This is a genomic window from Paracoccus sp. DMF-8, from assembly GCF_029309835.1.
Lineage (GTDB): Bacteria > Pseudomonadota > Alphaproteobacteria > Rhodobacterales > Rhodobacteraceae > Paracoccus.
Window position 1 is genome coordinate 144,142 of the sequence record NZ_JARJHL010000011.1, and the last position, 16,380, is coordinate 160,521.

General features: G+C 64.3%; 16 protein-coding genes, 2 pseudogenes and 1 riboswitch. Of the genes and pseudogenes, 12 read left to right on the top strand and 6 right to left on the bottom strand.

Features of this window, described 5'->3' with window-relative positions:
* Nucleotides 1-10: 10 nt before the first annotated feature.
* The 8 genes and pseudogenes from PE067_RS12175 to gcvP all read left to right on the top strand — a co-directional run bounded on the left by PE067_RS12175 (nt 11) and on the right by gcvP (nt 9,044).
* Nucleotides 11-1,429, top strand: coding sequence for a hybrid sensor histidine kinase/response regulator (locus PE067_RS12175; RefSeq protein ID WP_276189629.1), 1,419 nt, complete (start codon nt 11-13; stop codon nt 1,427-1,429).
* Nucleotides 1,426-2,049 (top strand): hypothetical protein, encoded by a 624-nt coding sequence (locus tag PE067_RS12180; RefSeq protein ID WP_276189630.1) that lies wholly within the window; start codon nt 1,426-1,428, stop codon nt 2,047-2,049. The genes PE067_RS12175 and PE067_RS12180 overlap by 4 nt, the downstream gene beginning before the upstream one ends.
* Nucleotides 2,046-2,381 carry a hypothetical protein gene (locus tag PE067_RS12185; RefSeq protein ID WP_276189631.1) on the top strand — a complete coding sequence of 112 codons (336 nt, stop codon included), beginning with the start codon at nt 2,046-2,048 and terminating at the stop codon, nt 2,379-2,381. The genes PE067_RS12180 and PE067_RS12185 overlap by 4 nt, the downstream gene beginning before the upstream one ends.
* 79 nt (nt 2,382-2,460) lie before the next feature.
* Nucleotides 2,461-3,240: an SDR family oxidoreductase gene (locus PE067_RS12190; RefSeq protein WP_276189632.1), complete on the top strand. Its 780-nt coding sequence runs from the start codon at nt 2,461-2,463 to the stop codon at nt 3,238-3,240.
* A gap of 4 nt (nt 3,241-3,244) precedes the next feature.
* Nucleotides 3,245-4,387 (top strand): ABC transporter ATP-binding protein, encoded by a 1,143-nt coding sequence (locus PE067_RS12195; protein ID WP_276189633.1) that lies wholly within the window; start codon nt 3,245-3,247, stop codon nt 4,385-4,387.
* 35 nt (nt 4,388-4,422) lie between these two features.
* A riboswitch (glycine riboswitch) is annotated at nt 4,423-4,511 on the top strand.
* A 136-nt stretch (nt 4,512-4,647) separates the two neighbouring features.
* Entirely contained in the window at nt 4,648-5,751 is a 1,104-nt protein-coding gene (gcvT, locus tag PE067_RS12200; protein WP_276190023.1) for a glycine cleavage system aminomethyltransferase GcvT, read from the top strand.
* A 9-nt stretch (nt 5,752-5,760) separates the two neighbouring features.
* The gene (gene gcvH / locus PE067_RS12205) at nt 5,761-6,120 is read left to right on the top strand and encodes a glycine cleavage system protein GcvH (RefSeq protein WP_276189634.1); all 360 of its coding nucleotides are present in this window, start codon (nt 5,761-5,763) and stop codon (nt 6,118-6,120) included.
* An 88-nt stretch (nt 6,121-6,208) separates the two neighbouring features.
* Nucleotides 6,209-9,044, top strand: a pseudogene (gene gcvP, locus PE067_RS12210) (aminomethyl-transferring glycine dehydrogenase).
* A 111-nt stretch (nt 9,045-9,155) separates the two neighbouring features.
* Here the strand turns inward: gcvP and PE067_RS12215 are convergent.
* From PE067_RS12215 to PE067_RS12240, 6 genes are all read right to left on the bottom strand, one after another.
* Complete coding sequence (locus tag PE067_RS12215; protein ID WP_276189635.1) at nt 9,156-9,512, bottom strand: hypothetical protein; 357 nt, start codon at nt 9,510-9,512, stop codon at nt 9,156-9,158.
* A gap of 135 nt (nt 9,513-9,647) precedes the next feature.
* Nucleotides 9,648-10,325 carry a response regulator transcription factor gene (locus PE067_RS12220; protein WP_276189636.1) on the bottom strand — a complete coding sequence of 226 codons (678 nt, stop codon included), beginning with the start codon at nt 10,323-10,325 and terminating at the stop codon, nt 9,648-9,650.
* On the bottom strand, nt 10,322-11,005 hold the full coding sequence (locus PE067_RS12225; protein ID WP_276189637.1) for a histidine kinase: 684 nt from the start codon (nt 11,003-11,005) through the stop codon (nt 10,322-10,324). The genes PE067_RS12220 and PE067_RS12225 overlap by 4 nt, the downstream gene beginning before the upstream one ends.
* Before the next feature lie 6 nt (nt 11,006-11,011).
* Nucleotides 11,012-11,596 carry a LapD/MoxY N-terminal periplasmic domain-containing protein gene (locus tag PE067_RS12230; protein ID WP_276189638.1) on the bottom strand — a complete coding sequence of 195 codons (585 nt, stop codon included), beginning with the start codon at nt 11,594-11,596 and terminating at the stop codon, nt 11,012-11,014.
* 9 nt (nt 11,597-11,605) lie between these two features.
* On the bottom strand, nt 11,606-11,731 hold the full coding sequence (locus PE067_RS12235; protein ID WP_276189639.1) for a hypothetical protein: 126 nt from the start codon (nt 11,729-11,731) through the stop codon (nt 11,606-11,608).
* Nucleotides 11,728-12,258, bottom strand: a complete 531-nt coding sequence (locus PE067_RS12240; protein WP_276189640.1) for a protein moxZ — start codon at nt 12,256-12,258, stop codon at nt 11,728-11,730. Before PE067_RS12240 ends, PE067_RS12235 begins: the two co-directional genes overlap by 4 nt.
* Before the next feature lie 341 nt (nt 12,259-12,599).
* Between PE067_RS12240 and PE067_RS12245 the strand changes: the two genes are divergently transcribed.
* The 4 genes and pseudogenes from PE067_RS12245 to PE067_RS12260 all read left to right on the top strand — a co-directional run bounded on the left by PE067_RS12245 (nt 12,600) and on the right by PE067_RS12260 (nt 16,334).
* A complete protein-coding gene (locus tag PE067_RS12245; RefSeq protein WP_276189641.1) occupies nt 12,600-14,468 on the top strand; it encodes a methanol/ethanol family PQQ-dependent dehydrogenase in 1,869 nt (622 codons plus the stop codon).
* Between the two features lie 69 nt (nt 14,469-14,537).
* Nucleotides 14,538-15,386: a methanol oxidation system protein MoxJ gene (gene moxJ, locus PE067_RS12250; RefSeq protein WP_276189642.1), complete on the top strand. Its 849-nt coding sequence runs from the start codon at nt 14,538-14,540 to the stop codon at nt 15,384-15,386.
* Between the two features lie 83 nt (nt 15,387-15,469).
* Nucleotides 15,470-15,946: pseudogene (gene moxG / locus PE067_RS12255) on the top strand (cytochrome c(L), periplasmic); the annotation flags it as partial.
* A 76-nt stretch (nt 15,947-16,022) separates the two neighbouring features.
* Nucleotides 16,023-16,334: a methanol dehydrogenase gene (locus PE067_RS12260; protein ID WP_276189643.1), complete on the top strand. Its 312-nt coding sequence runs from the start codon at nt 16,023-16,025 to the stop codon at nt 16,332-16,334.
* Nucleotides 16,335-16,380: the final 46 nt, after the last annotated feature.

Consider the following 16,380-nt stretch of genomic DNA (forward strand, 5'->3'; position numbering starts at 1 on the left):
TGGCCCCGACATGATGCTGCACCGGCTGGAGGACAGCCCTGAACGGCGTGTCGAGAAACTGAACCGCATCACCGATGTGCTGATCGACCGCATCGACCGGCTGGAGGACAGCCGGGGATCAGCATGGTCGATGTTTCAGGCCGCCGTCGCGCTGGAGCAAGAGGTCGAGGCCCGCACCCGCCAACTGGAACGCGCGCTGGCCGATCTGTCGGAAAAGAACCGCGAACTGGCCGTGGCCCGCGCCGCGGCCGAAGAAGCGAACCGGTCGAAAACCCGCTTTCTGCGCGCGGCCAGCCATGACCTGCTGCAACCCTTGTCTGCGGCGCGGCTGTTTCTGACTGCGCTGACCGATACCGAACTGGACCCGCTGCAAAAGGAACTGGCCGAACGCCTGACCGGCGCCTTCGAATCGGTCGAGGAACTGATGCATGCGGTTCTGGACATCTCGCGGCTGGACAGCCAGCGTATCGAATTCCACCGCAAACCCGTCAACCTTGGTGAAATGCTGCGCCGTCTGGCGGTCGAATATGCCCCCATGGCCGAGGTCCGGGGGCTGGCGCTGACCTTTGTGCCGACCTCGGTGGTGGTGGACAGCGACCCGACATTCCTGCGGCGCATCGCGCAGAATCTGATCTCGAACGCGATCAAATACACCGAATCGGGGCGGGTGCTGGTCGGTGTGCGTCGGCGCGGCCAGCAGGCCTGGCTGGAGATCTGGGACACCGGCATCGGCATCCCGGCCGAGGATCGCAGCCGCATCTTTGACGAATTCCAGCGCGTCGGCCGCGAAGGCACCGCGCCCGGCATGGGGCTGGGCCTGTCGATCGTGCGCCGCGCCTGCGCCAAGCTGGCCCATCCCATCGCCGTCGACAGCGAACAGGGACGCGGCACGGTCTTTCGCGTCGGCCTGCCGCTGGTCGCCCCGGTCGAGGAATTGCACACCGTCGCCGTCGCGGATTCCGCCGATACGCTGCGCGGCCGTGTCGTGCTGGTCGTCGAAAACGACCCCAGCATGCGCCGCGCCTATGAACTGGTCTTGCGCGACCAACTGGGCATGGTGCCGCGCATCGCGGGGGGGACTTCCGAGGCGCTGGCCACGATGGGCGACGAACCGCCCGATCTGATTCTGGCCGATTACAATCTGGACAATGGCGAAACCGGATTGCAGGCGATTTCCCAATTGCGAGAGGCCGCGCAAAGCGGCATTCCGGCGATCATGGTCACCGCGCAACGCGATGCGGATATCACCCGCGCCTGCGCCAGCATCGACGTGCCCCTGATGGAAAAGCCCGTCCGCAGCGAAGAGCTGCGCGATGCTGTTGCAGCGCGTCCTGACCTAAGACAAAGGGACCAGCCATCCGGGCATCGGCTTTTGCCGCGCCGCAAGCGGATGCAGGCTGGACCATATCGGAGGGAGAGACCGAGATGAAGATATTGCGCCCGCTGGCGCTCTGGGCCGCTTTGGCGACCGGCCTGGGCCTTGCACCCGCTTTCGCAGACGAGGCAGGTGAACTGGTATTTGCCGAACGCGGCCCCCGGCAGCTTGGCGACAGGACGATCACATGGCGGCTGGATGTCGCAGGCCCCGCCACGGTCGAGGGCTTTGTGCCGGTCACCGACGGGCGCATCGAACTGGCGGAAGCCGTCGATGCCTCGGACGGGGAAGCGGTGCTGGAACTGCACGAAGACACGCCGCATCTCAAACGCACGATCGGCCCCTATCCCGTGTCGGGCGGCGATCCGGCGCTGGTGTTCTTTCTGGAAACCACGGCCCGCGAAATGGCCCGGATCACCGGCGGCAGCCCGTTCTACATCCGCAACCGCATCAAGGATGCCGTCTTTCGCGGCGGCGAGGTGGTCGAGGTGGACGGCACCCGCAAGGCCGTCTTTCGCCCCTTTCAGGATGACAAGAACAAGGACCGCATGGCCGGTTTCGACACGCTGGAGCTGACCTTCGACGTGGCCGATCCGAAACAGCCGATCTCCAGCATGGTCGCCGCGACCAGCGCCGAGGGGCTGGGCTTTCGCATATCCATGGTGCGGCAATGAAACGGCTGGCCCTGACCCTTGCGCTGATCGCCCCGGTTTCGGCCCATGCGCAGGCGGTGAACGACTATCCGACCAATGCGCGGGCCGATTACGTCTTTGTCTGCATGTCGACGAACGGCCAGACCCGCGACATGCTGGACCGCTGTTCCTGCGCCATCGACCAGATTTCGGAAATCCTGCCCTATGACAAATATGTCGAGGCGGAAACCGTGATGCGGATGCGCCAGACCACGGGCGAACGCTCGGGCATGTTCCGGCAGGGCGGGCGCATGGCCGGAATCGTGGGCGAATTCCGCCGCGCCGAGGCCGAGGCGGAAATCCTGTGCTTCTGACCCCGACCTGACACCGCGTTACTGGACAAGCGGGCCCTTTTGGGGTCTTTTGCCCGGTATCCGAGCGAAAGAGGTGGTCATGGATCTGGGGATCAGGGGCAAGCGCGGCCTTGTCTGCGCGGCGTCGAAAGGGTTGGGTCGCGGCTGTGCCGAGGCCCTGGCCGAGGCGGGCGTGGATCTGGTCATCAACGCCCGCAGCGCCGATACGCTGGAACGCACGGCCGCCGAAATCGCGGCGCGTCACGGCGTCCGCGTCATTCCGGTCGCGGCAGATATCACCACCGAACAGGGCCGCGCCGCCGTGCTGGCCGCCGTGGGTCAGGCCGATATCCTTGTCACCAATGCGGGCGGTCCGCCGCCCGGCAAATGGACCGACTGGACGCGCGACGATTTCATCCGGGTGATCGATGCCAATATGCTGACCGCCGTTGCGCTGATGCAGGCCTTGGTGCCGGGCATGGCGGAACGGGGCTGGGGGCGGGTGGTCAATATCACCTCGCAATCCGTGCGCTCGCCCATCGACGTGCTGGGCCTGTCGAATTCGGCGCGGCTTGGCCTGACCGGCTTTGTCGCGGGCATGTCGCGGGCGGTCGCGCCGAACGGCGTCTGCGTGAACAACCTGCTGCCCGGCATCCATGCCACCGACCGGGCCGAAGGGCTGGACAGCGGCGTGGCCCGCGCACAGGGCATTTCCATCGAACAGGCGCGTGAAAACCGCAAGGCCGCGATTCCCACCCGCAGCTATGGCACGGCCGAGGATTTCGGCGCCACCTGCGCCTTCATGTGCAGCCAGCACGCGCGTTTCATGGTCGGCCAGAACATCATGCTGGACGGCGGCGCGGCGAATATCTCGGTCTGACCGGATGGTGCAGCCCCCGCAAGACAGCGCCAGACTGGAGGTCGCGGGCCTGTGTCGCGATTTCGCGGGGCGGCGGGTGGTCGATGACGTGTCATTCGCCGTCCGCCCGGGCGAGGTCGCCTGCCTGCTTGGCCCTTCGGGCTGCGGGAAATCGACGACCCTGCGGCTGGTCGCGGGGGTGGACCGGCAGGATGCGGGCGTGGTGCGCGTCGATGGGCGGGCGATCAGCGATGACGCGACCCATATGCCGCCCGAACGCCGCGCCATCGGCATGATGTTTCAGGATTTCGCGCTGTTTCCGCATCTGACGGTTGCCGAAAACGTGGGTTTCGGCCTGCCCGGCGGGGCGCGGCGGAATGCGGATCGCGTTGCCGATCTGCTGGCCCGCGTCCGCTTGCAAAGCCATGCCCGCGATTACCCGCACGCCCTGTCCGGTGGCGAACAGCAGCGCGTCGCGCTGGCCCGCGCGCTGGCGCCGCGTCCGGGGATCCTGCTGATGGACGAGCCGTTTTCCGGGCTGGACGAACGTCTGCGCGACGGCATCCGCGACGAAACCCTTGCGCTGCTCAAGGACGAAGGCACCGCCGTTCTGCTGGTCACCCATGACCCGCAAGAGGCGATGCGCATGGCCGATCAGATCCTGCTGATGCGCGGCGGCCGCATCGTCCAGCGCGGCGCGCCCTATAATATCTACAACGCCCCGTTGGACCGGCAGGCTGCGGCGTTTTTTTCCGATGTGAACGTGCTGGATGGCCAGTCGTGGGGGGCGCTGACCGAAACCGCCTTTGGCGAATTCCTGACGCCCGGCCTGCCCGATGGCACGCCCGTCGAAATCGTCGTGCGCCCGCAGCATGTCCATATCGATTTCGACCGCAACGGCAATGGCCCCCTGCCCACGGCCGAAACCGGGATGGGCGCCCGTGCCCGCGTCCTGCGGGCGCGCTTCATGGGGCGTGAATCGCTGGTCGAATTCCAGTTGGATCAGGGCCGCTTTGATCAGGTGGGCGCGCGGATAAACGCCGTGCTGCCGGGGGTGTTTCTGCCGAAACCCGGCACCCGCATGTGGCTGACCCTGCGCCGTGACCGCGTCTTCGTCTTTCCGCGCGGCGAGGCGCTGGCCGCGTCCGGCAGGACCGCAGCGGAATAAAGCACTTGCCCGGCGCGCGAACTCTGTCTAAGACTTTTGGCTGAGTGGGAGACGCTGGCGCAAGTCAGGGCCGAAGGAGCAACCGCCCCGGTAAACTCTCAGGCAAAAAGACCACTCGCGACGACAAGCTCTGGAGAGTGGCGCCCGCGCCCGCCGAAGGGATAACGATCTCAGGCGCCCGTTGAGGGCAGGGACAGAGGGGGCATCTTTTGCGGCCATCAGGCCGCGCTGTTGCGGCAGGTGATGCTTTGGGGGCTGTCATGGGCGAATTGCGCCGGACCGAATTACACGATCTGCACATCGCGCGTGGCGCGAAAATGGTGCCCTTTGCCGGGTGGGACATGCCCGTCCAATACCCGATGGGCGTGATGGGCGAACATCTGCATTGCCGCGCCCATGCCGGGCTGTTCGATGTCAGCCATATGGGTCAGGTGATCCTGCGCGGCTATGATGTCGCGGCGCGGCTGGAAACGCTGGTTCCGGCGGATATTCAGGGGCTTGGCGCGTGGCGTCAGCGTTACGGGCTGTTCACCGCGCCGAATGGCGGCGTGCTGGACGATCTGATGATCGCGAACAAGGGCGATCACCTGTATTTGGTCATCAACGCCGCCTGTGCCGATCAGGACATTGCCCATCTGCGCCAGTTGCAGGGCGTCACGGTCGAGGTCATCGACCAGTCCCTGCTGGCGCTGCAAGGCCCGGATGCCGAACCCGTGCTGGCCCGGCTGATCCCTGCCGTGGCTGATCTGCGTTTCATGGACTCGCGCAATGTCGACTGGCAGGGCACGGAATTGTGGATCAGCCGCTCGGGCTATACCGGAGAGGACGGTTTCGAGATTTCCGTGCCGCATGACCGCGCCCGCGCGCTGGCCGATGCGCTGCTGGACCAGCCAGAGGTCGCGCTGATCGGTCTGGGTGCCCGCGACAGCCTGCGGCTGGAGGCCGGGATGCCGCTGTATGGGCATGACATGGACGACGGAACGACGCCTGCTGCGGCGGCGCTTGGCTGGTCGATCCCCGAGCTGCGCCGCAATGGAGGCGCGCGGGCCGGTGGTTTTCCGGGGGCGGATGTGATCCTGGCCGAGCTTGATGCCGGGCCTGCCGTCACCCGTCGCGGCTTGCGCCCCGAAGGTCGCGCCCCGATCCGCGAGGGTGTCGGGATTTTCGCGGCGGCCGAAGGTGGCGCGCCGATCGGCCGCGTGCGCTCGGGCGGGTTCGGGCCTTCGGTCGGCGGTCCCGTCGCGATGGCCGAACTGCCCGCCGATCTGTCCGAAGGCGCCACGGTTTTCGCCGAGTTGCGCGGCAAGCGCCTGCCCGTGACGGTCGCGGCCCTGCCCTTTATCCAGCCACATTACAAACGCTAGGAGCATTCCATGCTGAAATATACCGAAGATCACGAATGGCTGCGCGCCGAGGGCGACGAGATCACCGTCGGCATCACCGCCCATGCCAGCGAGCAGTTGGGCGATGTCGTTTTCATCGAACTGCCCGAGGTCGGCCGCGAGGTCGAGGCGGGCGAGGAAATCGTGGTCATCGAATCGGTCAAGGCGGCATCCGACATCACCGCCCCTGTCGCGGGGGTGATTACGGCGGTGAATGACGCGCTGGCCGATGCGCCGGGCGATGTGAATGCCGATCCGCTGGCGGCCTGGTTCTTTCGCATCAAGCCCGCCGATGCCGCGGCGGTCGATGGCTTCATGAATGAGGCCGCCTATCAGGCGCTGATCGGCTGACGTCGCCGCCCTTTTGGGTATTTGGATGATGAAGAAAGGCGGGGCCGGGGTGCGGGCCCGCCGTGGCATGACAGATCAGGGCCTGATGATGGCAAAGTGGATCCCTACCGATTACAATCCCGATGATTTTGCGAACCGGCGGCATATCGGGCCTTCGCCGGCAGAGATGGCCGAGATGCTGGCGGCGGTTGGCGTGCCGGATCTGGAGGCGCTGATCGCGCAGACGGTTCCCGCGCAGATCCGGCAAGAGGCGGGTCTGGACTGGCCCGCCTTGTCGGAATCGGCCCTGCTGGCGCGGATGCGTGAGGTGGCCGGGCGCAATCGCGTGATGACCAACCTGATCGGGCAGGGCTATTACGGCACGGTCACGCCGCCTGCGATCCAGCGCAATATTCTGGAAAACCCGGCCTGGTATACGGCCTATACGCCCTATCAGCCCGAGATCGCGCAGGGGCGGCTGGAGGCCTTGCTGAATTATCAGACCATGGTGTCGGATCTGACGGGCCTGCCGGTTGCCAATGCCAGTCTGCTGGATGAGGCGACGGCGGCGGCCGAGGCGATGACCATGGCGCAGCGGGGCGCCAAATCCAGGGCGCGGGCGTTTTTCGTCGACCGCAACCTGCATGAGCAGGTGATCGCGGTCATCCGCACCCGTGCCGAGCCGTTGGGGATCGAGGTGATCCTGGGTGCGCCCGAGGATTTGGATGCCGCCTCGGTCTTTGGCGCGATTTTCCAGTATCCGGGGACCTATGGGCATTTGCGCGATCTGACGGATGATTGCGCGGCGCTGCATGGCGCGGGGGCCACAGCGATTGTCGCGACGGATCTGCTGGCGCTGTGTCTGCTGAAGGAACCGGGCGCGATGGGGGCGGATATCGCGGTTGGCTCGTCGCAGCGGTTCGGGGTGCCGATGGGGTATGGCGGCCCTCATGCCGCGTTCATGGCCTGTCGCGATGAGCTGAAGCGGGCGATGCCGGGGCGGATCGTCGGCGTCGGCATCGACGCCAAGGGCAACAAGGCCTATCGCCTGTCCCTGCAGACCCGCGAGCAGCATATTCGCCGCGAAAAGGCCACGTCCAACGTCTGCACAGCGCAGGCCTTGCTGGCGGTGATGGCCTCGTTCTACGCGGTGTTTCACGGGCCTGTCGGGTTGCGGGCGATTGCGCAGCGCGTGCATCTGCATGCGGTGACGCTGGCCAATGCGCTGCGCGAGGCGGGGGCAGAGGTCGCGCCGGATGCGTTTTTCGACACGATCACGGTGCGCGTCGGCGTCGGGCAGGCGGGCATTCTGGCCGCCGCCCGGCATCGCGGTATCAACCTGCGCAAGGTCGGGCGGGATCGTGTCGGGATTTCGGTGGATGAGACGACCGATGCGGATGTCATCGTCCGTGTGCTGGACGCCTTTGGCATCACGGAGGCGGCGGTGCCGGCCGATGCGCCCGCGATCCCCGAGGGTTTGTTGCGTGACAGCGATTATCTGACCCATCCGGTGTTCCACATGAACCGCGCAGAATCCGAGATGATGCGCTATATGCGCCGTCTGTCCGACCGCGATCTGGCGCTGGATCGCGCGATGATCCCCTTGGGTTCCTGCACGATGAAGCTGAATGCCGCAGCCGAGATGATGCCGCTGACATGGCCCGAATTCGGCGCGCTGCACCCCTTTGCGCCGCAGGATCAGGCGGCGGGCTATCACGAGATGTTTGCCGATCTGTCGGACAAGCTGTGCCGGATCACCGGCTATGACGCGTTTTCCTTGCAGCCGAACAGCGGCGCTCAGGGCGAATATGCCGGGCTTTTGACGATTGCCGCCTATCACAAATCGCGGGGCGAGGATCGCGATATCTGCCTGATCCCGGTTTCTGCCCATGGCACCAACCCGGCCAGCGCGCAGATGTGCGGGATGAAGGTCGTGGTCGTCAAATCCGCCCCGAATGGCGATATCGATCTGGAAGATTTCGCCGACAAGGCCGCCAAGGCAGGCGACCGGCTGGCGGCGGTGATGATCACCTATCCCAGCACCCATGGCGTGTTCGAGGATACCGTGCGCGAGGTTTGCCGGCATCACCCATGACCACGGCGGGCAGGTCTATATCGACGGCGCGAATATGAATGCGCTGGTCGGTCTGGTGCGGCCCGGCGATGTCGGCGGCGATGTCAGCCATCTGAACATGCACAAGACCTTTGCCATTCCGCATGGCGGTGGTGGTCCCGGCATGGGGCCGATCGGGGTCAAGGCGCATCTGGCGCCATTTCTGCCCGCCGACCCCCGAATGGGTGAGGGGGCGGTCAGCGCGGCGCCTTGGGGATCTGCGTCGATCCTGCTGATTTCATGGGCCTATATCCTGATGATGGGCGGCGAGGGGCTGACGCAGGCAACGCGCGTCGCGATCCTGAATGCCAATTACATCGCCAGCCGGTTGCAGGCCGCCTATCCGGTGCTGTTCATGGGCAACCGGGGCCGCGTCGCGCATGAATGTATTCTGGACACGCGTCCCTTTGCCGAATTTGGCGTGACCGTGGACGATATCGCCAAGCGTCTGGTCGATAACGGTTTCCATGCCCCGACGATGAGCTGGCCGGTGGCGGGCACCTTGATGGTGGAACCGACGGAATCGGAAACCAAGGCGGAAATCGACCGTTTCATCACCGCCCTGCTGGCCATCCGGGACGAGATCGCCGATGTCGCCGAAGGCCGCATCGCGGCCGAAGACAGCCCCCTGCGCCACGCCCCCCACACGGTCGAGGATCTGGTCGCCGACTGGGACCGCGCCTATTCGCGCGAACAGGGCTGTTTCCCGGCGGGGGCGTTCCGGGTGGACAAATACTGGCCCCTCGTTGGGCGGGTGGACAATGCCTATGGCGACCGCAACCTGATCTGCACCTGCCCCCCGGTCGAGGATTACGCGCAGGCCGCACAGTAAGCCGCCCCGCCAGTGACCGCAGTCTGACGGCTGCGGTCACTGGCATGACCTTTTGGCATTCGACCGGATTCGAGTTGGGGGTTTGAGCCCATTGCGGACAGTCTTGCCCGGCTACTGATACTCCTCCCCTTCATCACCGTAGATGCCGGCGCTGAGGTCTTCAGCAAGTTGGCGCAGTAGCTTGCGAAGAAAGCTGCTTGGCTCATCGAAGTCTCGCGATGCGTTTACAGAGGCGCGGCCGTCGCTCCATCGCAGCGCACGGACCCATGCCTGCGCCTCCTCAACCCAAATTTCAGCGTCACCGTCGGTCGATGTCCTGCTGATCCGTTCGCCACTTTCCGGGTTCACAACCGAGCGCTCTGCTTCTTGAGAAAGGCGCAACAGAGGGTGCTTGGCAACAACCCCTTTCCATTCCTGAAGAGTGACCGCAGCACCTTTCGCTCTCTCTAGATGGATACAGTATGCCATTTCACTATCGCCCCCCGCTAAACAGTTTGAATGACTGTTTTGTCCCGCATAGCAGACATTATCATTGCGATCCGATCCGCGTTGAATTCTGACGGAAAATCATGGTCGGGGTGTCTGCAAAAGCCGTGGGGTCGGTCAGCCGCCTTCGAAATAGCGCAGGCCCTTGACCACCAGATCGGCGATGGAATTCGCGCCCAGTTTTTCCTTCAGCACAAGGCTGACGTTCGACACGGTCTTGTAGCTGATGCAGGCGCGGTCGGCGATGTCGCGATAGGACAGGCCGTCGGTGATCATGCCCTGGATTTCCTCTTCCCTTGGGGTCAGGCGGGTGCCGGTCTTGCTGCGGGCGCCGGGGACGTTCATCAGCGCGATCTGGGTTGCCAGCCGCGTGTCCAGATAGTTGTCGCCGCGCAGGACCTGCGTGATCGCGGTGCAGACCTCGGACGGGGCCGAATCCTTGTTGATCAGGCCGTTCGCGCCCGCCTCCAGCGCGCGGCGGGCCAGGATCGGGCTGCGGTGCATGGTGAAAACCAGCATCGGAATACCGGGGTCCAGCCTGCGGATGCGGGTGATCAGCTTGATGCCCGCGACCTTATGGTCGCCGAATGTCAGGTCCACGACGATGATGTCGGGGCGGTTGTTGCGCCATGCCCGCCAGCCGTCGATGACGCTGGCCGCCGTCGCGATTTCGCAGGGGAAATTCACGCGCAGGATGCGTTCCCACCCCTCGACCACGACGGGGTGGTCGTCGATGATCAGGACGCGGGGGACCTTGTGGCCGTTCTTGGCGGGGGCTTCGCTCAGCGCATTCATTCGAGTGGCATCCTTAGTTCGGTCAGGGTCCAGCCTTCGTCCCGCCAGGGCGGCAGATAGGTGCCGCCAAGGGCGCGGGCGCGGTCGCGTATGCCGATCTGCCCCATGCTGGGGCTGGCGTTCAAGCCGGGGCCGATGCCGTTGTCGGCGACGCGGGTGACGATGGCGCCGCTGCCGCGCAACAGCTTCAACGAGACCCGGATATGGTCCGCCTGTCCGTGACGCAAGGCATTCAGCACGCTTTCACGCACGAAACGATAGATCGACAATTCACCCAGATGACTCGTTGATACGCCCTTATCCGCCGAAAGTGTGATGCGGCCCTCGGGCGCGATTTCCGACAGCGAGGCGACCAGTTCTTCCAGCAGCTCGCTGAGGCTGGCGTCGCCGGCCAGCATCGGACGCAGGTCGTTGATCGCGTCGCGGGTGCCGCGCTGGACCTCGGCGGCGTGGCGGGCGATGGCGTCCAGCGCCTCGTTCAACTGGGCAAGGCCGGGGCCGGTGACCTGCGTCGCGGCGGCTTCGGCCTGCTGGACGGCGGCGCGGACCGCGAACAGCAGGGGGCCCATTTCGTCATGCAGATCGGATGCGATGGCGGCGCGTTCGGCCTCGGACAGGTTGATCAGCCGGGCCTGCAACAGATCGTTTTCCGCCCGCTGCGCCTGCAGGTGCGAGGGCAAGCTCGTTCACGCGGCTTCGGCAAGGCTGGCCAGTTCGACGAACTGGCTGTCCGGCGCGCGCCGGGTCAGGTCGCCCGCCTGAATATGGGCCATGGCATCCTGCACCAGTTGCAGGCGCCGCAGGACAAAGACGGTCAGGCCGACGGCCAGCGCGATCAGCGACAGGGCGGTGCCGATCAGCACCGGCAGGACGATGCGGAAATCCTCCCATGCTTCGGCGATTTCGTCATTCGGGTCGGTCGAGATATGCAGGAACCCCAGCACGTTCGGATAGCGGGTGATGGCCAGGCGATCCTCGCTCATCTCGGGGCGCATCAGGGCCGCGAACCAGGCGGGCGGCGGGTCCTCATCCTGAGGTTCCGGCATGGTCGGGCGCATAGATCGGGTCACCCGCGGGTCGGTGATATCAGCGGCGACATGGCGCAACCCGTCCAGTTCATCGGCAAGCTGGCGGGCAATCGCCATGGTATCATCGGTGCCGCGCGTTTCCTGCGGCAGGCGCATGCTGGCCGAGGCGCGGGCGATGCCATAGGCGGACTGGATTTCCTGATTCACCGCCTCGCGCGCGTTGACGATCAGGATGGTCGCCACGGCGACGCATCAAAGCAGCCCGAATACCGCCGAGACCAGACCGACCAGCAGCCGGATCGGGATACGGCGCTGGAACATCGTGCCGACAAGGCCCGAGGTCTGCTCGGCACGGCCGATCTGGGCGCTCTGGCTCATTCGCCGACCCTGGGCTCTGGGGTTTCGGCGGCGTCGGGGTGGCCCGAGAGGGCGGCCTCTGCGGCGGCGGGGTGATCGACCCCGGCGCGGCGCTGGACCAGATATTGCTGGACGATCGGGCCGAAACTTTCGCCGTCGCGCAGCGCATCGGGGCGCGACAGGTCATCCAGAAGCTGCGTCAGGGGCAGGTCGGGGTCATTGGCATGCACCTCATACCAAAGCTGGGCGGCGCGGTTGACGACCATGCGCGCGCTTTCGCGATATTGCGCATCCAGCGCCGTCAGCCGCGGTTCGATATCCGCGCGGGGCGTGTCGGTGATGCGGGCCAGAAAACCGGCGGGATCTTCGGTATCGCCGATTTCCAGCCACGCGCTGCCTTGCGCCGGCGACGCGGCGGTGGTTTCGGCAGCAGTTTCCGAAGCAGCGGGCAGGGTTTCATCTTCATCCTGACGACATGCGGACAGGGTCGCGGCGGCCATGATCAGGGCGGCCACGACGGCGGTTGTGCTGGGTCGCTTGGGAACCATTCCGTGCGCCTCCCGCCGACAGAAGATGATTCGCGGGCGCTGTCGTCCCGATTTTCGAAAGTTAGGTCCACCTTAGGTTTTAGACAACCTGCGAACCTTCGCACAATGGTATGACGCATTCGCTGTTGACACACGAAACCCCCTGATTTGGGCAGGGTAAATCCCCTGTCAAAGTCGGGTCATCACCCATCAAGACGGCAGGGGTGGCTGGTGTTTCAATCAACATGGTTGGCGCAGGAGGATTGCCGACTTCCGGTCGTGGAGGCGACCCGGAGATCGCGACAGGCGCCTATTGCCGAATGGGGAGAGAGAACGTGATGAACAGACTAGCACGAAACGGGATGCGTCAGACATCGGCGCTTGCGCTGACGATAGCGCTTGGCGTCGCGGCGGGACCCGCGCTGGCCAATGACCAGCTGGTCGAGCTGGCCAAGGACCCGGCGAACTGGGTCATGACCGGTCGCGACTACAACGCGCAGAACTATTCGGAAATGACCGAAATCAACAAGGAAAACGTCAAGCAGCTGCGCCCGGCATGGTCGTTCTCGACCGGCGTTCTGCATGGGCACGAAGGCACGCCGCTGGTCGTCGGTGACAAGATGTATGTCCATACGCCTTTCCCGAACACCGTCTTTGCGCTGGATCTGAACGATCCGGGCCATATCCTGTGGCAAAACAAGCCCAAGCAGAACCCGACCGCGCGGACCGTTGCCTGCTGTGACGTGGTGAACCGCGGTCTGGCCTATTGGCCGGGCGACGACAGCCGTGGCCCTCTGGTGTTCCGCACCCAGCTTGACGGTCAGGTCGTCGCGATGGATGCCGAAAGCGGCGAAACGGTCTGGGCGATGGAAGTCGCCGACATCCGCGTCGGCGCGACCCTGACCATCGCACCCTATGTCATCAAGGACATGGTTGTGATCGGTTCCTCGGGCGCCGAACTGGGGGTTCGCGGTTATGTCACGGCGCTTGACGTGAAAACCGGCGAACAGCGCTGGCGTGCCTTTGCGACCGGCCCGGACGAAGAACTGCTGCTGGCGGATGACTTCAACGCGCCGAACCCGCATTACGGTCAGAAAAATCTGGGCACGGAGACCTGGGAAGGCGAAGCCTGGAAAATCGGCGGCGGCACCAACTGGGGTTGGTATGCCTATGACCCCGAAGAGGATCTGTTCTATTACGGTTCGGGCAACCCGGCGCCGTGGAACGAAACCATGCGTCCGGGCGACAACAAATGGACCATGGCGATCTGGGGCCGTGAGGCCACCACGGGCGAGGCGAAATTCGCCTATCAGAAAACCCCGCATGACGAATGGGACTATGCCGGCGTCAACGTCATGATGCTGTCGGTGCAGAAGGACAAGGAAGGCAACGAACGCAAGCTGCTGACCCACCCCGACCGCAACGGCATCGTCTATACGCTGGACCGCACCAATGGCGACCTGGTTTCGGCCGACAAGATGGACGATACGGTCAACTGGGTGAAAGAGGTCAATCTGGAAACCGGCCTGCCGCTGCGCGATCCGGAATTCGGCACGCGCATGGACCACATGGCCCGCGACATCTGTCCTTCGGCGATGGGTTACCACAACCAGGGCCATGACAGCTATGACCCGGAACGCGAACTGTTCTTTATGGGGATCAACCATATCTGCATGGATTGGGAACCGTTCATGCTGCCCTACCGTGCCGGCCAGTTCTTTGTCGGTGCGACGCTGAACATGTATCCGGGACCGAAAGGCGACCGTCAGAACGCCCTGGGTCTGGGTCAGATCAAGGCCTATAACGCCATCTCGGGCGAGATGAAATGGGAGCACATGGAACGCTTTGCCGTCTGGGGCGGCACCATGGCGACCGCTGGCGGCCTGACCTTCTACGGCACGCTGGACGGCTTCATCAAGGCGCGTGACAGCGACACGGGCGACCTGCTGTGGAAATTCAAGCTGCCCTCGGGCGTGATCGGTCACCCGATGACCTATCAGCACGATGGTCGCCAATATGTCGCCATTTACTACGGCGTCGGCGGCTGGCCGGGTGTGGGTCTGGTCTTTGACCTTGCCGACCCGACGGCTGGTCTGGGTTCTGTCGGTGCCTTCAAACGCCTGCAGGAATACACTCAGATGGGCGGCGGCATCATGGTCTTCTCGATCGATGGCGAAGGCCCGTATTCTGACCCGATGGTTGGTGAATACGTGTCGGGTCAGCCTGCCTGATCTGGCGATGACGGACAGTCGGCCGGGCGACGGCCGACTGCACCTGACCTGAAAATCTGGAGAGATGACATGAAACCCCTTGCTCTGCGTGGTGCCCTGATCGGCACCGCATTGATGGCGCTGCCCCTGGCCGCATCGGCCGAAGGCGCCGCCGAGGTTGACCCGAATGCCCTGCGCGTCTGCGCCTCGACCAAGGACGCGCCCTATTCGGACAGGGACGGTTCCGGTTTTGAAAACCGCATCGCCGCCGTTCTGGCCGAAGAAACCGGGATGACGCTGGATCTGGTGATGATCGACAAGGATGCGATCTATCTGGTTCGCGACGGTGTCGATGAAAACCTGTGCGACGTGCTGGTGGGCGTCGATGCGGGCGACGAGCGGTTGCTGACCTCTGATCCCTATTACAAGACCGGCTATGCGCTGGTGTCCCGTCAGGATCGCAACTTCGACGGCGACACCTGGCAGTCGGTGGATCAGGAAGGCTTCAACACCTTTGCCATGCGCTATCACACCCCGGCGGAAACGATCCTGAAATATACGGGTCGCTACGAATACAACATGATCTACCACGCCTCGCTGTCGAACTTCGAGGACCGGCGCAACAAATACACCCAGATCCCGGCTTCGCTGGTGGTGTCCGAAGTGTCGGCGGGCAATGCCGATCTGGGCATCATCTTTGCCCCGGAAGCCGCGCGTTACGTCCGCGACAGCCGCGAACCGCTGAAGATGACGCTGATCACCAACGGGATCGAGCGTGCGGACGGTGTCGTCATCCCGCTGCAATACGAACAGGCCGTGGGCATCGCGAAATCGCGTCCGGAACTGGTCGAACCCATCAACAAGGCGCTGGTCTCTGGCAAGGACAAGATTGACGCCATCCTGAAAGAGGAGGGCATCCCGACGATGCCGCTAAGCTGAATATGAACCAACACAGCAAAACGAAGCTTGCCCTTGTGGCAGCCGCAGCGATCCTGGCGGGCAGCGCAGCATTCGCGCAGCAGCAGTTCTACAATATCGTGGACGGATCGCCGCTGAGCTTCGACGACGCCATGGAAGAAGGCCGTGATACCGAAGCCGTGAAACATTTCATGGAAACGGGCGAAAATCTTTACAATGAAAGCGAAGATCCCGAAGTCATGGCCGAGGCGGAAGACCTGTATCTGGCGATGTGTTCGGGGTGTCACGGCCATTATGCCGAGGGCAAGATCGGCCCCGGCCTGAATGACGACTACTGGACCTATCCCAGCAACGACACCGATGTTGGCCTGTTTTCAACGCTGTATGGCGGGGCGACGGGTCAGATGGGGCCGATGTGGGGGTCGCTGACGCTGGATGAAATGCTGCACACGATGGCCTGGGTGCGGCACCTCTATGTCGGCGAGCCGAACACTGCGGGCTGGCTGACCGAGGAACAGCGCGCCCGTTTCACCCCTTTCAAACCCAAGGAAAAGGACAAGGCTGACAGCGAACAGTCCTGACCCGGCACCACCCCTCCGGGCGGCCTGTTCGCCCGGCAGGACCCTGCAAGGCAATCATTCCTGAGGAGGAGGACAGATGAAAAAGATCGCCCTGACACTTGCCGCCGCATTCGCCCTGTCGGGCCCGGCGCTGGCCTATGACGGCACCAACTGCAAGGCGCCCGGCAACTGCTGGGAACCCAAGCCCGGCTACCCCGAAAAGGTCGAAGGGTCGCAATACGACCCGCAGCACGACCCGGCCGAGCTGAACAAGCAGACCGAGGCGCTGGCCAATATGCAGCAGCGCAACGAATGGCGCATCTACAACGCCAAAAAGACCGGCACCTTCGAATTCGACGTCAAGAAGATCGAAGGCTACGACGAGACTGCGGCTCCTCCTGCCGAATAAGCAGGTGGATGCGCTGCGCATGGGAATCTCTTCGCCAAGGGACTTT